Annotated in this window: 13 protein-coding genes; 7 read left to right on the top strand and 6 right to left on the bottom strand. The window is 64.7% G+C overall.

The genetic code is table 11. The features are described from left to right. Positions 1 to 14: 14 nt before the first annotated feature. Both ACO07D_RS14920 and ACO07D_RS14915 read right to left on the bottom strand, forming a co-directional pair. On the bottom strand, positions 15 to 1,001 hold the full coding sequence (locus ACO07D_RS14920; RefSeq protein ID WP_421703741.1) for a sterol desaturase family protein: 987 nt from the start codon (positions 999 to 1,001) through the stop codon (positions 15 to 17). A gap of 75 nt (positions 1,002 to 1,076) precedes the next feature. After that, a complete protein-coding gene (locus ACO07D_RS14915; protein ID WP_421703740.1) occupies positions 1,077 to 2,477 on the bottom strand; it encodes a DUF4856 domain-containing protein in 1,401 nt (466 codons plus the stop codon). Positions 2,478 to 2,905: 428 nt separating this feature from the next. Here ACO07D_RS14915 and ACO07D_RS14910 point away from each other — a divergent pair, with 428 nt between their 5' ends. From ACO07D_RS14910 to ACO07D_RS14890, 5 genes are all read left to right on the top strand, one after another. Beyond that, positions 2,906 to 5,122, top strand: a complete 2,217-nt coding sequence (locus ACO07D_RS14910; protein ID WP_421703739.1) for a TonB-dependent receptor family protein — start codon at positions 2,906 to 2,908, stop codon at positions 5,120 to 5,122. Between the two features lie 256 nt (positions 5,123 to 5,378). Continuing rightward, positions 5,379 to 6,359 (top strand): ABC transporter substrate-binding protein, encoded by a 981-nt coding sequence (locus ACO07D_RS14905; protein ID WP_421703738.1) that lies wholly within the window; start codon positions 5,379 to 5,381, stop codon positions 6,357 to 6,359. Next, a complete protein-coding gene (locus ACO07D_RS14900) occupies positions 6,337 to 7,173 on the top strand; it encodes an ABC transporter permease (RefSeq protein WP_421703737.1) in 837 nt (278 codons plus the stop codon). The genes ACO07D_RS14905 and ACO07D_RS14900 overlap by 23 nt, the downstream gene beginning before the upstream one ends. After that, on the top strand, positions 7,170 to 7,919 hold the full coding sequence (locus tag ACO07D_RS14895) for an ABC transporter ATP-binding protein (RefSeq protein WP_421703736.1): 750 nt from the start codon (positions 7,170 to 7,172) through the stop codon (positions 7,917 to 7,919). Before ACO07D_RS14900 ends, ACO07D_RS14895 begins: the two co-directional genes overlap by 4 nt. Next, the gene (locus ACO07D_RS14890) at positions 7,916 to 9,124 is read left to right on the top strand and encodes an NnrS family protein (protein WP_421703735.1); all 1,209 of its coding nucleotides are present in this window, start codon (positions 7,916 to 7,918) and stop codon (positions 9,122 to 9,124) included. The genes ACO07D_RS14895 and ACO07D_RS14890 overlap by 4 nt, the downstream gene beginning before the upstream one ends. Here the strand turns inward: ACO07D_RS14890 and ACO07D_RS14885 are convergent. Genes ACO07D_RS14885 through ACO07D_RS14870 form a run of 4 tightly spaced genes read right to left on the bottom strand, consistent with a single transcriptional unit; the run spans position 9,121 to position 12,658 of the window. Then, a complete protein-coding gene (locus ACO07D_RS14885; protein ID WP_421703734.1) occupies positions 9,121 to 9,873 on the bottom strand; it encodes an ABC transporter ATP-binding protein in 753 nt (250 codons plus the stop codon). The two genes, ACO07D_RS14890 and ACO07D_RS14885, sit on opposite strands and share 4 nt — an antisense overlap. Further along, positions 9,870 to 10,814 (bottom strand): iron chelate uptake ABC transporter family permease subunit, encoded by a 945-nt coding sequence (locus ACO07D_RS14880; RefSeq protein ID WP_421703733.1) that lies wholly within the window; start codon positions 10,812 to 10,814, stop codon positions 9,870 to 9,872. The genes ACO07D_RS14885 and ACO07D_RS14880 overlap by 4 nt, the downstream gene beginning before the upstream one ends. Continuing rightward, entirely contained in the window at positions 10,804 to 11,766 is a 963-nt protein-coding gene (locus ACO07D_RS14875) for an ABC transporter permease (RefSeq protein WP_421703732.1), read from the bottom strand. The genes ACO07D_RS14880 and ACO07D_RS14875 overlap by 11 nt, the downstream gene beginning before the upstream one ends. 4 nt (positions 11,767 to 11,770) lie before the next feature. Next, on the bottom strand, positions 11,771 to 12,658 hold the full coding sequence (locus ACO07D_RS14870; protein ID WP_421703731.1) for a siderophore ABC transporter substrate-binding protein: 888 nt from the start codon (positions 12,656 to 12,658) through the stop codon (positions 11,771 to 11,773). 132 nt (positions 12,659 to 12,790) lie between these two features. Here ACO07D_RS14870 and ACO07D_RS14865 point away from each other — a divergent pair, with 132 nt between their 5' ends. Both ACO07D_RS14865 and ACO07D_RS14860 read left to right on the top strand, forming a co-directional pair. Continuing rightward, complete coding sequence (locus tag ACO07D_RS14865) at positions 12,791 to 13,072, top strand: DUF2218 domain-containing protein (protein WP_421703730.1); 282 nt, start codon at positions 12,791 to 12,793, stop codon at positions 13,070 to 13,072. Between the two features lie 208 nt (positions 13,073 to 13,280). Then, the gene (locus ACO07D_RS14860; RefSeq protein WP_421703729.1) at positions 13,281 to 13,766 is read left to right on the top strand and encodes a MarR family winged helix-turn-helix transcriptional regulator; all 486 of its coding nucleotides are present in this window, start codon (positions 13,281 to 13,283) and stop codon (positions 13,764 to 13,766) included. Positions 13,767 to 13,792 lie beyond the last annotated feature (26 nt).

Raw genomic sequence — 13,792 nt, 5'->3', positions numbered from 1 at the left:
GCAAGCGGCTGCGGTCAGGTCCGTCGGATGGCCAGGCGACCAACCAACCGCCGCAGCCGCCTGCGGCCCCAGGCAAAGATATCCCGGAACGGGCGCAGATAGATGTCGACCAGGTCGGCCTCGTCCCCCGGCGCGTGATCGGTCAGGCCGAAGGTGATCTTGTCCTCGGGTTCCGACAGGTGCAGCGAGCCGAACATCCAGTCCCAGACTGCCAGCGCCGCGCCGAAGTTCTTGTCGTAATGTTCCTTGGCAACCGAATGATGCAGCTGGTGCTGGGCGGGTGAAATCAGCAGCCGTTCCAGCCAGGGCCAATAGTGGATCGAGATATGGCTGTGGCGCAGGTTCGAGCCGGTGATGTGAAAGGCAAAGACGATCACGTTGGCGCCCAGCACGGTGTAGAGGTTCACCTTGTCCCCACCGAACAGGAACAGGAAGGTGGCAATCGTCGTGCCCTGCGCCACGGCTCCGCGCAGGCCATAAAGGATGCCTTCAAGCGGGTGGGTGCGATAGACGGTGATCGGCGTCATCGTCGTGGCGGAATGGTGGGTCTGGTGAATGGCCCAGAGCAGTGGCCAGCGGTGCATCCAGCGGTGCACCAGGTATTTCGAGAAATCATCGACCACGAACATGGCGACGGAAAACAGCGCGACGACCAGGGCAGTTGGTGTATCCGCGAAGGCCCCGCGGCTCAGGAAATCAACCCCGTGCAGGTAGAGATAGACCGCCGTGGCAATGCCCAGGTGCGTGATCAGCATGGGCGACAGGCCCAAGGTTATCAGGCGATTGATGACGAAGATCTTGTAGTCTGCCTTGGCGGAGCCGGAGAACAGCACCTTGCGGTCGAAGACCTTGTGCAGGGCGGCGGCGAAGGACTGGCGACGCAGCACAAACAGCCAGGCCAGCGCCAGCACGACGGACAGCGCGAGGTAGCCGACGAAGATACGTTTGCGCGGGTCGGCAAAGTCCTCCACCACGGAGGAAAAGATCGACAGGATGTCCATTTAGCCCACCCTTTCGGAAAGTCGAGGGCGGCACAAGCCGCGCCGCCCCCGGGATGTCTGCAACGTGACGACCGATCAGTCGGTTTCGGCGTTGGTTTCGGCGTCCAGCATCTCGGTCAGCTTGCCCAGGTCGGCCATCTGGTCGTTGGCCTTGGCCAACAGGCCGAAGGTGTCGGCCAGCAGGGTCTGGGTCTTCAGCATGTTCAACTGGTAGTCGTTCCAGCTCATGCGGCGATCCATGATGAAGTTGCCCTCGGCGTCGATGCCGGTCACGTAGCTGTTGTTCAGGGTAACCGGACCGAAGCCGATCAGCTCGTTCAGCATGACGGCGGTTTCACCCAGGTTGTTCTTGCCGGTCTGCAGCGCCATGGCGAAGCCTTTCAGCTCGCCCCAGTGCTTGCCGTAGTTGGCATAGGCCTTGGCGCGGGCTTCGTCGTCGGCAGCTTCCTGGATCGCGGTGATGTCCTTGTAGACGGAACCGGCATATTTGAACGCGGCTTCGGCAAGGACCTTCTCCCAGGTGTCGGCGATGACGGCGGCGTGGCCCTGCAGGGTGGCCAGGTCCTCGGCGCTCAGGTTCTCGCCACCGGCGGCGGCGATCAGCTTGCGGCCTTCCAGGAAGGCGTTGAACATGGTCGGCAGGTATTCCGACGCACCGCCCTTGTCGGCACCGGCGGCGTAGTAAGCCGGGCCGAAGACCATTTCCGATTTCAGGTCGACCATACCGTCGCCGTTGGCGTCGGCCAGACCCAGGTCACGCAACTTGGCCACGGTGTAGTTGTCGCCAGCCGACAGTTCCAGGCTGTGCGCAGCCGCGCCCCAGTACCCGAAGGCCTCGTCCCAGGAATGCTCTTTACCGGTGTAATAGGCGCCTTCCTTGTAGGGCGCGCCGTTCGGCTTGTTGCCGGCTTCCATCTTCTCGTCGAGGTAGTTGTCGACAGCCTGGTGGTAGGACACGGCACCCATGGTGAATTTCGAGATCAACTGCGGCCAGTTGTAGCCGGTTTCCGGGTCAAAGCCGCCGTTCGACTTCGCCGCCTGGGCGATCATGTGGCGGATGACCTCCTTGCCGGTCATGTTGCCGGGCCAGGCCGACATGGCACCGTTGTAGAACTTGCCTTCCAGGTTGGCGCTGGCCGAAATGTCGCCCATGGTGGCCTGCTTGACATCAATACCGTCCTTGTCGGCGGGGGCAAGGATCGGCAGCTCGGCATTGTTGCCCATGAAATAGGCCAGCATCTGGGTTTCCAGATCAGCCGCGTTCATGCCGCCGTCGCCCTTGCCGGCGAGGCTCTTCAGGCTATCGTGCAACACGTGGCGGGCGATTTGGCCCGAATAGGAGACCGAGTTGGTCTTGTCGCCTTCATAGCCTTTCACGGTCACCGGGAAGGGACCATAAACCTCGGCCTGTGCGGCCGAGACACCCAGAACGAGAGCGGCCAGGCAGGTGCCGGTTTTGAGAGCAGATTTGAACATTGTGCGCGTTCCTCATTTGCTGATGCGAATTCATCTCGGCGCAGCTTCTATCCGATAAAAAAAGTCGGGTAAATGACGCTTGCGGTATTTTCTGACAATTTTACTATGACTATTCTGGCATATGCCTGACATCCCTTCCTACGGCTGGCCGGATGGACCGGCAGGTGCGGCGAATTGAAGCTGGCGTGACAAATGTCATGACCTCTGCCGCATTTGAATTCACATTGGCAGACAGTGAACTTCCAGCCCCGGCACGACGCGCCCAATGCAGCGGCGTCGGCCTGCCAGATACTTCCAAACACAGCCAGAGACGAACAAGACGCAGGATCCGGTCGGCCCCTGCCCCACGAAATCGTTTTCAGCCGCAAACACGAAACTGCTTGCTCCGCCGGACCCGAGAAGGTCGGCGACACGTGATGGGACGGGAAATGACACCTTCAAACACTGCTTCGATCCGACGCCTGGTGGCGTGCGGACTGCCCCTGATGGCGGCGCTCTGGACCACCAGCGCGTTGGCCCAATCCGCGCAACCCGGCGCTGTTTTGCTGCTGGATCCGATCGTGCTGGAAGACGGCACCCTTGCCGACGAACTGCGCGACAGCATTCGCCAGGCCCCAGGTGGCGCCGATGTGATCGGCGCCGAGGAAATCGCCACTGTCCCCGCGCCCACCTTCTCGGACGCGGTGGCTGGCGCACCCGGCGTGATCGTGCAGGAGTTCTTTGGCGGCAATGACCAGCCGCGTTTCCAGATCCGCGGCTCCGGCACACAGCAGAGCCCGACCGAACGTGGCCTCCTGATGCTGTGGAACGGCATGCCGGTCAATCGCGCGGACGGATCCTATATTGCCGGTTTCGGCGCACCGGGCCAGTCGGAGGCGATCGAGATCTGGCGCGGGGCCGCAGCCAACCGCCTGGGCGCAAGCGTGCTGGGGGGCGCGGTCAACTTCATCTCGCCCAGCGCCTCGGATATCGACGGCACCCGCCTGTCCTTTGGCGGTGGCAGCGATGAACGGTACTCCGCCTCTGGGGCGACCAGCCTGCAGATGGGCGCTGCGGACCTGGTCTTGCAGTTCTCCCACGATCAAAGCGACGGGTTCCGCGTTTTCAACAATGAAAGCGAGCGTACCGTCCTGTCCGCGAACATGGATTTCAGCCATGACGACGGCAGCTCGACCAAGCTGTTTGCCAGCTATACCGACCTGAGTTTCGGCATTCCCGGCCCGATCCTCAAGGATCAGATCGGCATCGACCCCAGCGCCGTGCACCCCGGGCCGACCATGACCCCGGGCGGGCCGGTCAATGTGGGGCCGAATGTGCAGCGCGACCAACCCGGGCGGGATGCGACCCAGTTCCTGGTCGGCACACGCCATACTCGCGACCTGGGCGATCATCGCCTGGACCTGGGGCTGAGCGTTGCGCGCACCGATGACAGTTTCATGTTCCCGATCTCGGCAGGCAACCGTGTGACCGACGGCACGGATACCAATGTCTCGCTGCGCTATGCCTATATGCCCGATCACGTGGCGGGCCTGCCCCTGCTGGAGGCAACGCTGAACTTCGCTTTCGGCCAGGCCGACCGCAGCTATTACCACAACATGGCTGGCGAACGCGGCGCACATTTCGGCGAGAATGACCTGGAAAGCACCACGTTCTCGGCCCATCTTGGCGCCAACATCCCGCTGTCGGACGTGCTGTTCCTGTCGCCCTCGATCTCCTACACTCATGCCACGCGCGACAATGACGACATGTGGGGCGATCCTACGCGACCGACCTGGGGCTACAGCCCGATGAACCCGACCATGCCGATGCCTGCAGGCACCACGGCGGCGGTCGACAACTCCTACGCGCAGAGCTACTCGGGCTGGAGCCCGAAGCTGGCCCTGACCTGGCAGCCGTCGGACAGCCAGACCGCCTGGGTGGCCCTGTCGCACAGTTTCGAACCGCCGACCCATGACGACCTGCTGGCCACCAACGGCGGCAACCCGTATTTCGGCCCGGGCTGGGGCGGTTCGGACAGTTTCGTGACCGCCGACCTGGACGCCCAGACGGCCAATACGCTGGAAATCGGCTGGCGCGGTACCACGGGCGATCTGTCCTGGGACCTGACCGCCTATCACAGTGAAGTCCACAACGAGATTCTGGCCCTGCGCGATGCCACAAGCGCGCCGCGCGCCTCGGTCAACGCGGATCGCACCACCCACACCGGCGTCGAGGCCGGGCTGAGCTTTGCCCTGTCCGACACGGTCACCGGGCGACTGGCCTGGACCTGGCAGGACTTCCGCTTCGACGATGACCCGACCCGCGGCAAGAACCGTCTGGGCGGGGTGCCGGAACATGTGATCACCGCCGCGATGGCCTGGCAGGCCACCGACGCGCTGACCCTGGCCGGGACGGTGAAATGGGTGCCCTCGTCCACCCCGGTCGACAATATGAACACGCTGTGGAACGATCCCTATTTCGTGGCCGACCTGCGCGCCATGTATGAGATCAACGACCGCGTGGCCATCGTTGCCGAGGTCTCGAACCTGTTTGACGAGAAATATGCAAGCTCGACCCTGGTCGTGGACCAGGCCCGCCCGGACCAGGCGGCCTTCATCCCCGGCACGGGCCGCAGCTTCTACATCGGGACGAAGTTCGACTTCTGAGCCGATCCCGTCTTGACCCGGCTCTTCCGCGCCCTGACGCGGGAGGGCTTCGCGTGGCGCGGGCTGCCATTTGTCGCAGGTCCCGCCCTTCACATTCCGACTAATTTGCTTAGGCTTTCCACAGCCGCTTGACCCAGGTCAAGTTGCCAAAGGCTTTGCGGCGCTATCTCCGCTCCTGTCCCTTGCTGCCAGCCAGATGCAAGCCACGCAGCCCCTGTTCACGGCCCCTCGGCCGCAACCGAAAAGGCTTGCACGCATGACCCTGACCCGACGTTCCACCCTGGCGCTTGGCGCTGCCGCGCTTGGCGGCCTTGCTGCCCCTGCCCGCCTGATGGCCGCACCAATGGCCGAGCTGAACCTCTGGGGCCCGCCTGCCGGACCCTCGGCGGTGCTGGCCCACGCCGCCGCCTCCGGCGCCCTGTCCGGCGTGGCAGACACCACCACCTTCCAGGCCTGGCGCAACCCGGATGAGCTGCGCGCTGGTCTAACCTCGAAGACGATCACCCTGTCGGTCGTGCCGGTCCAGGCCGCCACGAACCTTTATAACAAGGGCTTTCCGATCAAGCTGGTCAATGTGATGACCAAGGGGCTGCTTTATGTGATTTCCGAAGACGCCAGCCTGACCTCGATCGACAAGCTCGCGGGCAAGTCGCTGGTCGTGCCCTTCCGTGGCGACACGCCCGACATCATCCTCGAACGCCTGCTGGAGGATGCTGGCATCAAGGACCAGGTCACGATCCACAACGTGGGCACGCCGGTCGAGGCGATCCAGATGATGATGACCGGCCGCGCGGAGGCGGCCCTGCTGCCCGAACCTGCCATTTCGGCGGCGATCATGAAGGGCAAGCAGGCGGGCAAGACGCTGACACGGGTAATGGATATCCAGGCGCTCTGGGGCGCGCTGAACAACGCCGAACCGGTGGTGCCACAGGCCGGTCTGGCCGTCACCGGCCCCTTCCTGGCCGACCATGGCAACCTGGTGCCCGCGATCCACGCGGCCCTGACCAAGGCTGCCGAAAGCGCCCTGGCCGACCCGATGAGTGCGGCCAAAAACGCCACCGAAGCGCTGAAACTGCCGCCGCCGGTCCTGGCCCAGTCGATCCAGCACAGCCAGTTGGGCGTCTGGACGGCCTCCGAGATGCGCCCGGCCATCGAGCGCATGCTGTCGACCATGGCCGAGGTCGACCCCAAGAAGATCGGAGGTAAGCTACCCGATGACGGGTTCTATCTTCTCTGACCTCCTGATCGCGGCAGGGGACCGGCTGGGACGCGCTGGCCGGTTCCTCTGGGGCGGCTGGGCCGGGCTGGCTGCCCTGGCTCTGCTCGGCGCTGTCTGGCAGGCCGGGTTCGAGGCCTATGGCGCCTTCATCCTGCCCGCGCCGCTGGACGTGGTCATGAAGGGCGTTGAACTGGTTTCAGCCCCCGCCACCTGGGCGATTGCCCAGGCCACCGGCATTCGCGCGCTGGAGGGCTTTGCGCTGTCAGTGCTGGTCGGCTGCGGTGTGGGCATTGCGGCAGGCTATTCCCACGGAGTTCTGCGCCTGGTGCGCCCTCTGCTGACCATCATGCTGGGCGTGCCCCCCGTGGCCTGGATCGTGCTCACCATGATCTGGTTCGGCGCGGGCGATGGCACGGTGATTGTCACCGTCATCGTCGCTGCCACCCCGATCCTGATCGCAGGCACCGCCGAGGGCATCCTGACCCGCGACCGCGGCCTGGACGCGATGGCGCTGGCCTACGGCGCGGGGCCGTTCAGGCGCTTTGCCACCCTGGGCCTGCGTCACATGTCCGCCCACCTGTTCCCCGCCGTGGTCCTGGCCCTGGCCACCGGCTTCAAGGTCGCCGTCATGGCCGAGCTCTTGGCAAACGCGGGCGGCATCGGCGGCGCGCTGGCCGATGCGCGGGCGCTGTTTGACATCGAAGAGGCACTGGCCTGGGTCGCCATCTCCGTCTCACTGCTGATCGCGGTGGAATATGGCGTGGTGCAGCCGGTGCGCGGCGAGCTCGAGCGTTGGAAACAGGCAGCCCAGCCCTGGGGGGTGAAACGATGAGCGTGCTGGACCTGTCCCGCGTCGGCCATGCCTATCTGGGCCGTACCGTTCTGAGCAGCATCGACCTGACGATCGACAAGGGAGAGATCGTTGCCCTGGTCGGCCCGTCGGGCTGCGGCAAGTCCACGCTGGCCCATATCGCCGCCGGGTTGATCGACGCATCCGAGGGCCGCATCACGACCCACTACACCCGCCACGCGATGATCTTCCAGGAACCGCGCCTGATGCCCTGGGCCACGGCGCGCACCAACATTGCCTATCCGCTGAAACTCGCTCGCGTGCCCCGCCGCGACCGCGCGGCGATGGTCGAGGCGGCTGCACAAAAGGCCCACCTTCTGCCCGAGGATCTGGACAAATACCCGGTCGAGCTGTCGGGCGGCATGCGTCAGCGCACGGCCATCGCCCGCGCCCTGGTCGCTGGCCCTGATTTCATCTTCTATGATGAGCCCTTCACCGCGCTCGACGCTGCTCTGAAACGGCGCATGCAGGATCTGGTCATCGCCAATGCCGCCGAGGCGGGCATCGCCGGGCTGTTCATCACTCACGACCTGGCCGAGGCCGCGCGCATCGCGGACCGCATCGCCGTCATGCACACCCACGGGCGCGGCATCCTGGGCCAACGCCCCCTGCCCACCCGACCCGGAGACCGCACCGACGAAGAGGTCTTCGCCTGGGTGCAGAACGCCCTGACCTCCGACCCGCTTTTTGCCCATATCCACGACGTCGACGAACGAGCCATTGCATGAGCATAGCTGACACGCCCGCCACGCAGCCGCGCCTGCGCGCCCTGACCTACGAGGGCTTTCGCCTGTTCTTTGTCCTCTCGGCCGGGCACATGGCGCTGTGGCCGTTCCTGTGGGTGGTGATGGCGGGGCTTGACCTGCCGCTGTCAGGTGACACGCCGCCCCCGCTTTGGCACGCCCATGAGCTGATCGTCGGCAGTTTCGGCGCTGCGCTGGTCGGCTTTCTGACCACGGCCCTGCCGGAATGGACCGATACCGAGCCGCTGCGGGGCCGCCCTCTGGTCCTGCTGGCTGTCCCTTGGAGCATCGCGCGGATCATCGGTCTCCTGGGTTGGGACGGGGCCGCCTGGCTTGCCGGGTTCTGCGACCTTCTCTGGCTTGGGGCGCTGATCGCCTATGCTGCGTGGCTGAGCTGGCAGAAGTGGACCGACCGTTTTCTGGCCTTCCTGTTCTGGCTTGTGGTGCTGTCGGCAGCCGAAGTCACCGCGCGGATCGGTATGATCCTGGGCGATTATGACCTGACCCAGCTGGGCACCCATGGTACGGGCTTTGCCTTCCTGGGTCTGTTGGCCATCGCCTTGGGGCGCATCACTGTTCCGGTCACCAATCTGGTGCTGGACCCGACCGAGACGTCCTCGCCCTTCCGCCCCCACCCCGGCCGTCTGACCCTGGCCGCGGGGCTGGTCTTCGTGGCCATGGTTGGCGAAACCGCCGGTCTGTCGGAAAATGTGCGCGGCTTTCTTTGGATCGCCGCCGGAGCCGGGTTTCTGGACCGCGTGGGGGAGGCCTTCATCGGACGTGCATTTTTCCGTCTGGAAATCCTGGTGCTGGCCGGATCGGCTGCCCTTGCAGGGGCTGGGCTGCTCCTGCTGGGTGCGTCTCTTCTGGGCGCGCCCTTCGGGCCGCATGCCGGGCTGCACCTGGGTTTCATGGGGGGGCTCGGAATGGGCGTGCTTGCGGTCTTCGCCATTGCGGGGCTCATGCATACCGGACGCAGCCTGCAGTTTCCGCGGACGATGTGGATTGCCTTCGGCCTACTTGTCGCTGCGACCCTAACCCGCATCGGCCCGGACCTGGGGCTGATCGACCACCCGTTCGGCGCGCCCTATGTCCTGGCCTCGATGCTCTGGGCGGGCGCCGCACTGACCTGGCTTGTCACCTTCTGGCCCATGCTGTCCCGTATCGACGGTGGGCACAGCTGCGGCTAGACCAGCACAGTCACGCGATCTTCAACGCGATGCACGCGCGCGGGCGTGCCGAAGACGGCGTCCAGCAAACTGTCGGTGACGACCTCACCCGGTGCGCCCATCGGCCCGAGTTGTCCACCCCGCAGGGTCACCATGTGGTCGGCATAGGCGCAAGCATAGTTGATGTCATGCAGCACGGTTACGATGGTGCGCCCGTGGTCATGCGCCACCCGGCGCAGCAGCTGCATCAGCGATCGACTGGCGGCAATATCGAGGTTGTTCAGGGGTTCGTCCAGCAGCACGAACTCCGTGTCCTGAGCAAAGGTCATCGCCACATGAGCGCGCTGACGTTGCCCGCCGGAGAGGTTATCGAGCGGCCGGTCAGCCAGGTCTTCGAGATCGAAAGCGGCGATGGCCTCGGCGACCTTGGCGCGATCCTCCGGACCCGGACGGCCCTTGTGATGCGGGTAGCGGCCAAAGCTCACCAGCTCGGCCACAGTCAGGCGCGGGGCGACCTCGCTGGCCTGGGGCAGGATCGACAGGCGCCGCGCGAGTTGGTCGGTGGGCGTGGTCGTGACATCCAGCCCATCCACGGTGATCCGCCCGCATTGCAGCGGCATGAGCCGGGCGATCAGCCCCAGCAGGGTGGATTTCCCCGCCCCGTTCGGCCCGACCAGGGCCGTGACGCCGCCGCGCGGGATCTCCAGCGTCAGGTCGGTCAGGATCGGTGTTTGCCCATAAGCATGCGACACCTCGGATACGGAAATCATCTGCGCATTCCTTTCAGAAGAAGGGCCAGGAACAGCAGGCCGCCCAGCACATCCACCACCACCGACAGCGGCGTGGATAAGCCCAAGACGCGCTCCAGCACCGTCTGCCCGCCGACCAGCACGATGGCCGAGATCAGCGCGGCCGAGGGCAAGAGCACCGCGTGATGCGGGCTGGGGGTGATCAAGTGGGCAATCGACACGACCAACAGGCCCAGGAACGCGACGGGACCAACCAGCGCGGTCGAGACGGACACCAGCACCGCCACCAATACCAGTGCCTGGATCTGTCCGCGTTTCGGGTCCTCGCCCAGGTTCACCGCCGCCTCATGACCCAGCCCCAACACGTCCAGACGGTGGCGCATGGTCCAGGCGGCCACCACCGCGGCCAGGGTCAGGGCGCCAGCAATGGTCAGAAGCTCGGTCTCGATCTTGGAAAACCGCGCGTAGCTCGCGACCTGGATGACCGAGAACTCGTTCGGGTCGATCATGCGCTGCATCATGCCGGTGACGGACCGAAACAGTGTGCCGAAGATGATGCCCGTTAAGATCATACGCATGAGGTCATGGCGGGTCTGGAACAAAAGCGTGCCGAACAGCGCCAGTGCGGCGGCGATCAGCACCACCACGTTCACCGCGAAGATGCCCATCGGCGGCATCTGCACCACGAAACGCCCGCCCAGAAAGAACACCGCCCCGGTCAGGATCAGCACGTAAAGCGCGTCGAACCCCATGATCGAGGGCGTGAGGATGCGGTTGCGGGTAATGGTCTGGAACAGCACCGTGGCGGTGGAAACGGCCACGGCCACCATCAACAAGGCCGCCAGTTTCGCCCCGCGGAACGGCAGCACGAAATCCCAGCCCGCCCGTGCGCCCAGGGTCATGTAGCCCAGGCAGCACAGCGTCAGCGCAAGGGCCAGAAATCCGACCCTCTTAACGTGCATGGGCGGGCCTCGCATAGAGCAACCATAGGAAGACCACGGCACCGATCACACCAAAGACCGTGCCCACCGGGATCTCGAACGGGTAACGCAGCACGCGGCCAAGAATATCCGAGATCAGCACCAGCCCTGCCCCCATCATCGCCACCATCGGCAAGGTGGCGCGCAGGTTGTCACCGAAGCGGCGCGAGATGATGTTTGGCACGACCAGCCCCACGAAGGGGATCATGCCCACCGTGACCACGGTCAGGGCGGTGACAATGGAAATCGTCACCAGCCCGGCCAGCACCACCTGGCCATAGTTCAGCCCCAGGTTCACCGACACGGTGCGCCCCATGCCGACAATCGCGAACTGGTCGGCGATGAGATAGGACAGGCCCGCCACCAGGGCAGCAATCCACAGCAGCTCATAGCGGCCCTTCAAGACGCCCGAAAACTCGCCGGACATCCAGACCTCGATATATTGCAGCAGGTCACCCTGATAGGCAAAGAAGGTCACCGCCGCGCCGATGATGCCGCCGTAGACGAGGCCGACCAGAGGGACCAGCAGTGGCTCGGTCGGGGGCAGGCGGCGCACGATGGCCAGAAAGCCCAGGCTGGCAATCAGCGCGGTGGCGGCGGCCAGGGTCATGCGGGCGAACAGCGAGGCAGTGGGGATCAGCCAGGTCGCCAGCAGGATGCCCAACGCGGCGCCTTGCCCGGTGCCGGTGGTCATCGGCTCGACAAAGCGGTTGCGCACGATCTGCTGCATGATCGTGCCCGCCACCGCCAGGGCAGCACCGGTGATGATCACGGCGATGGTACGGGGAAAGCGGCTGAGCGCGACAAGGCGCAGCGCCTCGGGATCGCTCAGAAGGTCGCGGGGGCGCATGTCGATCACCCCCACGAACAGCGACAGCACGGCGAGAGCCAGAAGGGCGCAAAGCCCGCATATTCCCGCCGCGCGTCGCATCATCAGATCAGTTCGCGAAGGCCGCGGTGATCTGGTCCAGGGTGTGGTTCATCGACTGGATGCCACCGCCCGCGATGTAGAAGGGCGCGCTGTCCAGGTAGATCACACGGCCGTTCTTCCAGGCGGCGGTTTCATGCACCAGGGCGTTGTCCAGGGTGGCAGCGGCGGGTTCCCACTCCCCCCCGATGGCGGCCTGACGGTCCACCACGATCAGGATGTCCGGGTTGGCGTCACGGATGAACTCAAAGCTGATCGCTTCGCCATGGGTGGCCTGGTCCACACCCTCGACCGCCTCGGGAAGGTCCAGCGCGGTGTGCAGCCAGGCAAAGCGTCCACCGGCCCCATAGGCCGAAACCTTCGGCCCGTTGGTCATCACGATCAGGGCCTTGCCCTGCCCGGCCAGGGTGGCCTTGGTGGCGTCCAGCTTGGCCGCGAACCCGTCGGCCAGGGCAGCGGCCTCGGCTTCCTTGCCGAAGATCTTGCCGAAGGCCTCAAGACGGGCCAGCCCCTGGCCCACGGTGTCCTCCCAGATCGTCATGTCGACCGTGGGCGCGATCTTGGCCAGGTCCGGCGCCACTTTCGACGAGCGGCCACCGGCGACGATCAGGTCGGGGGCCAAGGCGGCGACGGCTTCAAAGTCGGGTTCGAACAGGTTGCCCAGCACCTCGGCACCCGCCCGGGCCTCGGCCAGGTAGGGCACGTAGACGTTCTCGACCGTGCCAGCCGGGGCAATGCCCAGCGCGTCCAGCGTGTCCAACGCGGCCACATCGAATACGGCGATCCTGGCCGGTGCGACGGGTGCCTCAACCGGGCCGGTGTAGGTGTCAACGGTAATGGTCTCGGCCAGAGCCGGGGAGGCCACCAAGGCGGCCATTAAGGCGAGCTTCTTCAGCATCGGAGTTCTCCTGTCCTGCTGCATGGCTCACCTGTCGGCTGGCTGTGCGATATGTGATCGGGGCTTGATTAGGGGCTGGAAATGGGCGAGTCCAGCAATAACAGATGATTTCACTCAGATAAGGAAACTCGCATGCATGTCCTGACCGGTTCCTATGCCACCCCGAACGGCTCCAAGTACCTGCAACAGCTGTGCAAACACTTTGCGCACAAGATCGAAGTCACCCACACCGAAACCGAGGGCAGTTGCGCTTTTTCGATGGGCAAGGCCTTTCTGACAGCAAATGAAGCAGGTCTGACCGTGCGGTTCGAGCTGGTCAGCAAAGAGATCGAAGCGGATGCGAAACACGTCATCGACAAGCATCTTGAACGGTTCGCCTTTCGCGAGGGTTTTACCCATATGGAGTGGTCCTGAACCCGGCCCGCGATCCAGCGGGTCCCCCGGATCCGGAACGTCCTATTGCCCGCAGTCGGGCCGGGTGTCGCGCGTCCCGGCCTGGGCGTGTAGCCGGTGAACATCTTCAGGCATCGGGCTGAAATCACGCCGCTTTCTCGCGACACGCAACTTGCTGTTCACACCCTCACGACGTAATCTGCGGCAAAAGCCAGTGACAAGGGCAGGCATGACGATCCCAACCCCGCAAGAGGCCCGCGACTTCTTTAGTGATGGCGACCCGCAAGTCGGGCTGAACCGGGCCTGGTTCAACCTGATGCGCCTGCACCGGAACCTTTACCCAAAGATCGCCAAGACGCTGCGCGCGCATGGGATCAACGATCCGATCTGGTATGAAATTCTGTTGGAGATCGACCGAGGCGGTCCTGGCGGGCGGTTGATGGGGCAAATTGAAGCGCAGCTCTACCTGCCGCAATACGCCCTGTCGCGCCATGTCGGACGGTTGGAAAAGGCGGGGTACATCCGGCGCGAGTTCATCGCCGATGGGCGACGCAAGCAACTGCTGTTTCTGACCCCGGAAGGCAAAAGAAAGCACTATGAACTCTGGCCGGTCTACCACGGCGCCATGCAGGACGTGCTGGGCCCGCTGACATCGGTCGACGAAGCCTATGTGCTATCGCGTCTGCTGGTGGGCATGTTGGCGAACGCCGAATAAGCAAAGGCCGCCCAACTCTTTCGAAC

This window comes from Aliiroseovarius sp., assembly GCF_965228805.1.
In the GTDB taxonomy this organism is placed as follows: Bacteria; Pseudomonadota; Alphaproteobacteria; order Rhodobacterales; family Rhodobacteraceae; genus JASBTN01.
This window is presented reverse-complemented; position numbering and strand designations above follow the sequence as displayed.

Excerpts from the sequence above, each read along its gene's own strand:
- ACO07D_RS14910 (WP_421703739.1), top strand. The coding sequence starts at position 2,906 with ATGACACCTTCAAACACTGCTTCGATCCGACGCCTGGTGGCGTGCGGA.
- ACO07D_RS14880 (WP_421703733.1), bottom strand. The coding sequence starts at position 10,814 with ATGCACGTTAAGAGGGTCGGATTTCTGGCCCTTGCGCTGACGCTGTGC.
- ACO07D_RS14915 (WP_421703740.1), bottom strand. The coding sequence starts at position 2,477 with ATGTTCAAATCTGCTCTCAAAACCGGCACCTGCCTGGCCGCTCTCGTT.
- ACO07D_RS14905 (WP_421703738.1), top strand. The coding sequence starts at position 5,379 with ATGACCCTGACCCGACGTTCCACCCTGGCGCTTGGCGCTGCCGCGCTT.
- ACO07D_RS14875 (WP_421703732.1), bottom strand. The coding sequence starts at position 11,766 with ATGATGCGACGCGCGGCGGGAATATGCGGGCTTTGCGCCCTTCTGGCT.
- ACO07D_RS14870 (WP_421703731.1), bottom strand. The coding sequence starts at position 12,658 with ATGCTGAAGAAGCTCGCCTTAATGGCCGCCTTGGTGGCCTCCCCGGCT.
- ACO07D_RS14865 (WP_421703730.1), top strand. The coding sequence starts at position 12,791 with ATGCATGTCCTGACCGGTTCCTATGCCACCCCGAACGGCTCCAAGTAC.
- ACO07D_RS14895 (WP_421703736.1), top strand. The coding sequence starts at position 7,170 with ATGAGCGTGCTGGACCTGTCCCGCGTCGGCCATGCCTATCTGGGCCGT.
- ACO07D_RS14900 (WP_421703737.1), top strand. The coding sequence starts at position 6,337 with ATGACGGGTTCTATCTTCTCTGACCTCCTGATCGCGGCAGGGGACCGG.
- ACO07D_RS14920 (WP_421703741.1), bottom strand. The coding sequence starts at position 1,001 with ATGGACATCCTGTCGATCTTTTCCTCCGTGGTGGAGGACTTTGCCGAC.
- ACO07D_RS14860 (WP_421703729.1), top strand. The coding sequence starts at position 13,281 with ATGACGATCCCAACCCCGCAAGAGGCCCGCGACTTCTTTAGTGATGGC.
- ACO07D_RS14885 (WP_421703734.1), bottom strand. The coding sequence starts at position 9,873 with ATGATTTCCGTATCCGAGGTGTCGCATGCTTATGGGCAAACACCGATC.
- ACO07D_RS14890 (WP_421703735.1), top strand. The coding sequence starts at position 7,916 with ATGAGCATAGCTGACACGCCCGCCACGCAGCCGCGCCTGCGCGCCCTG.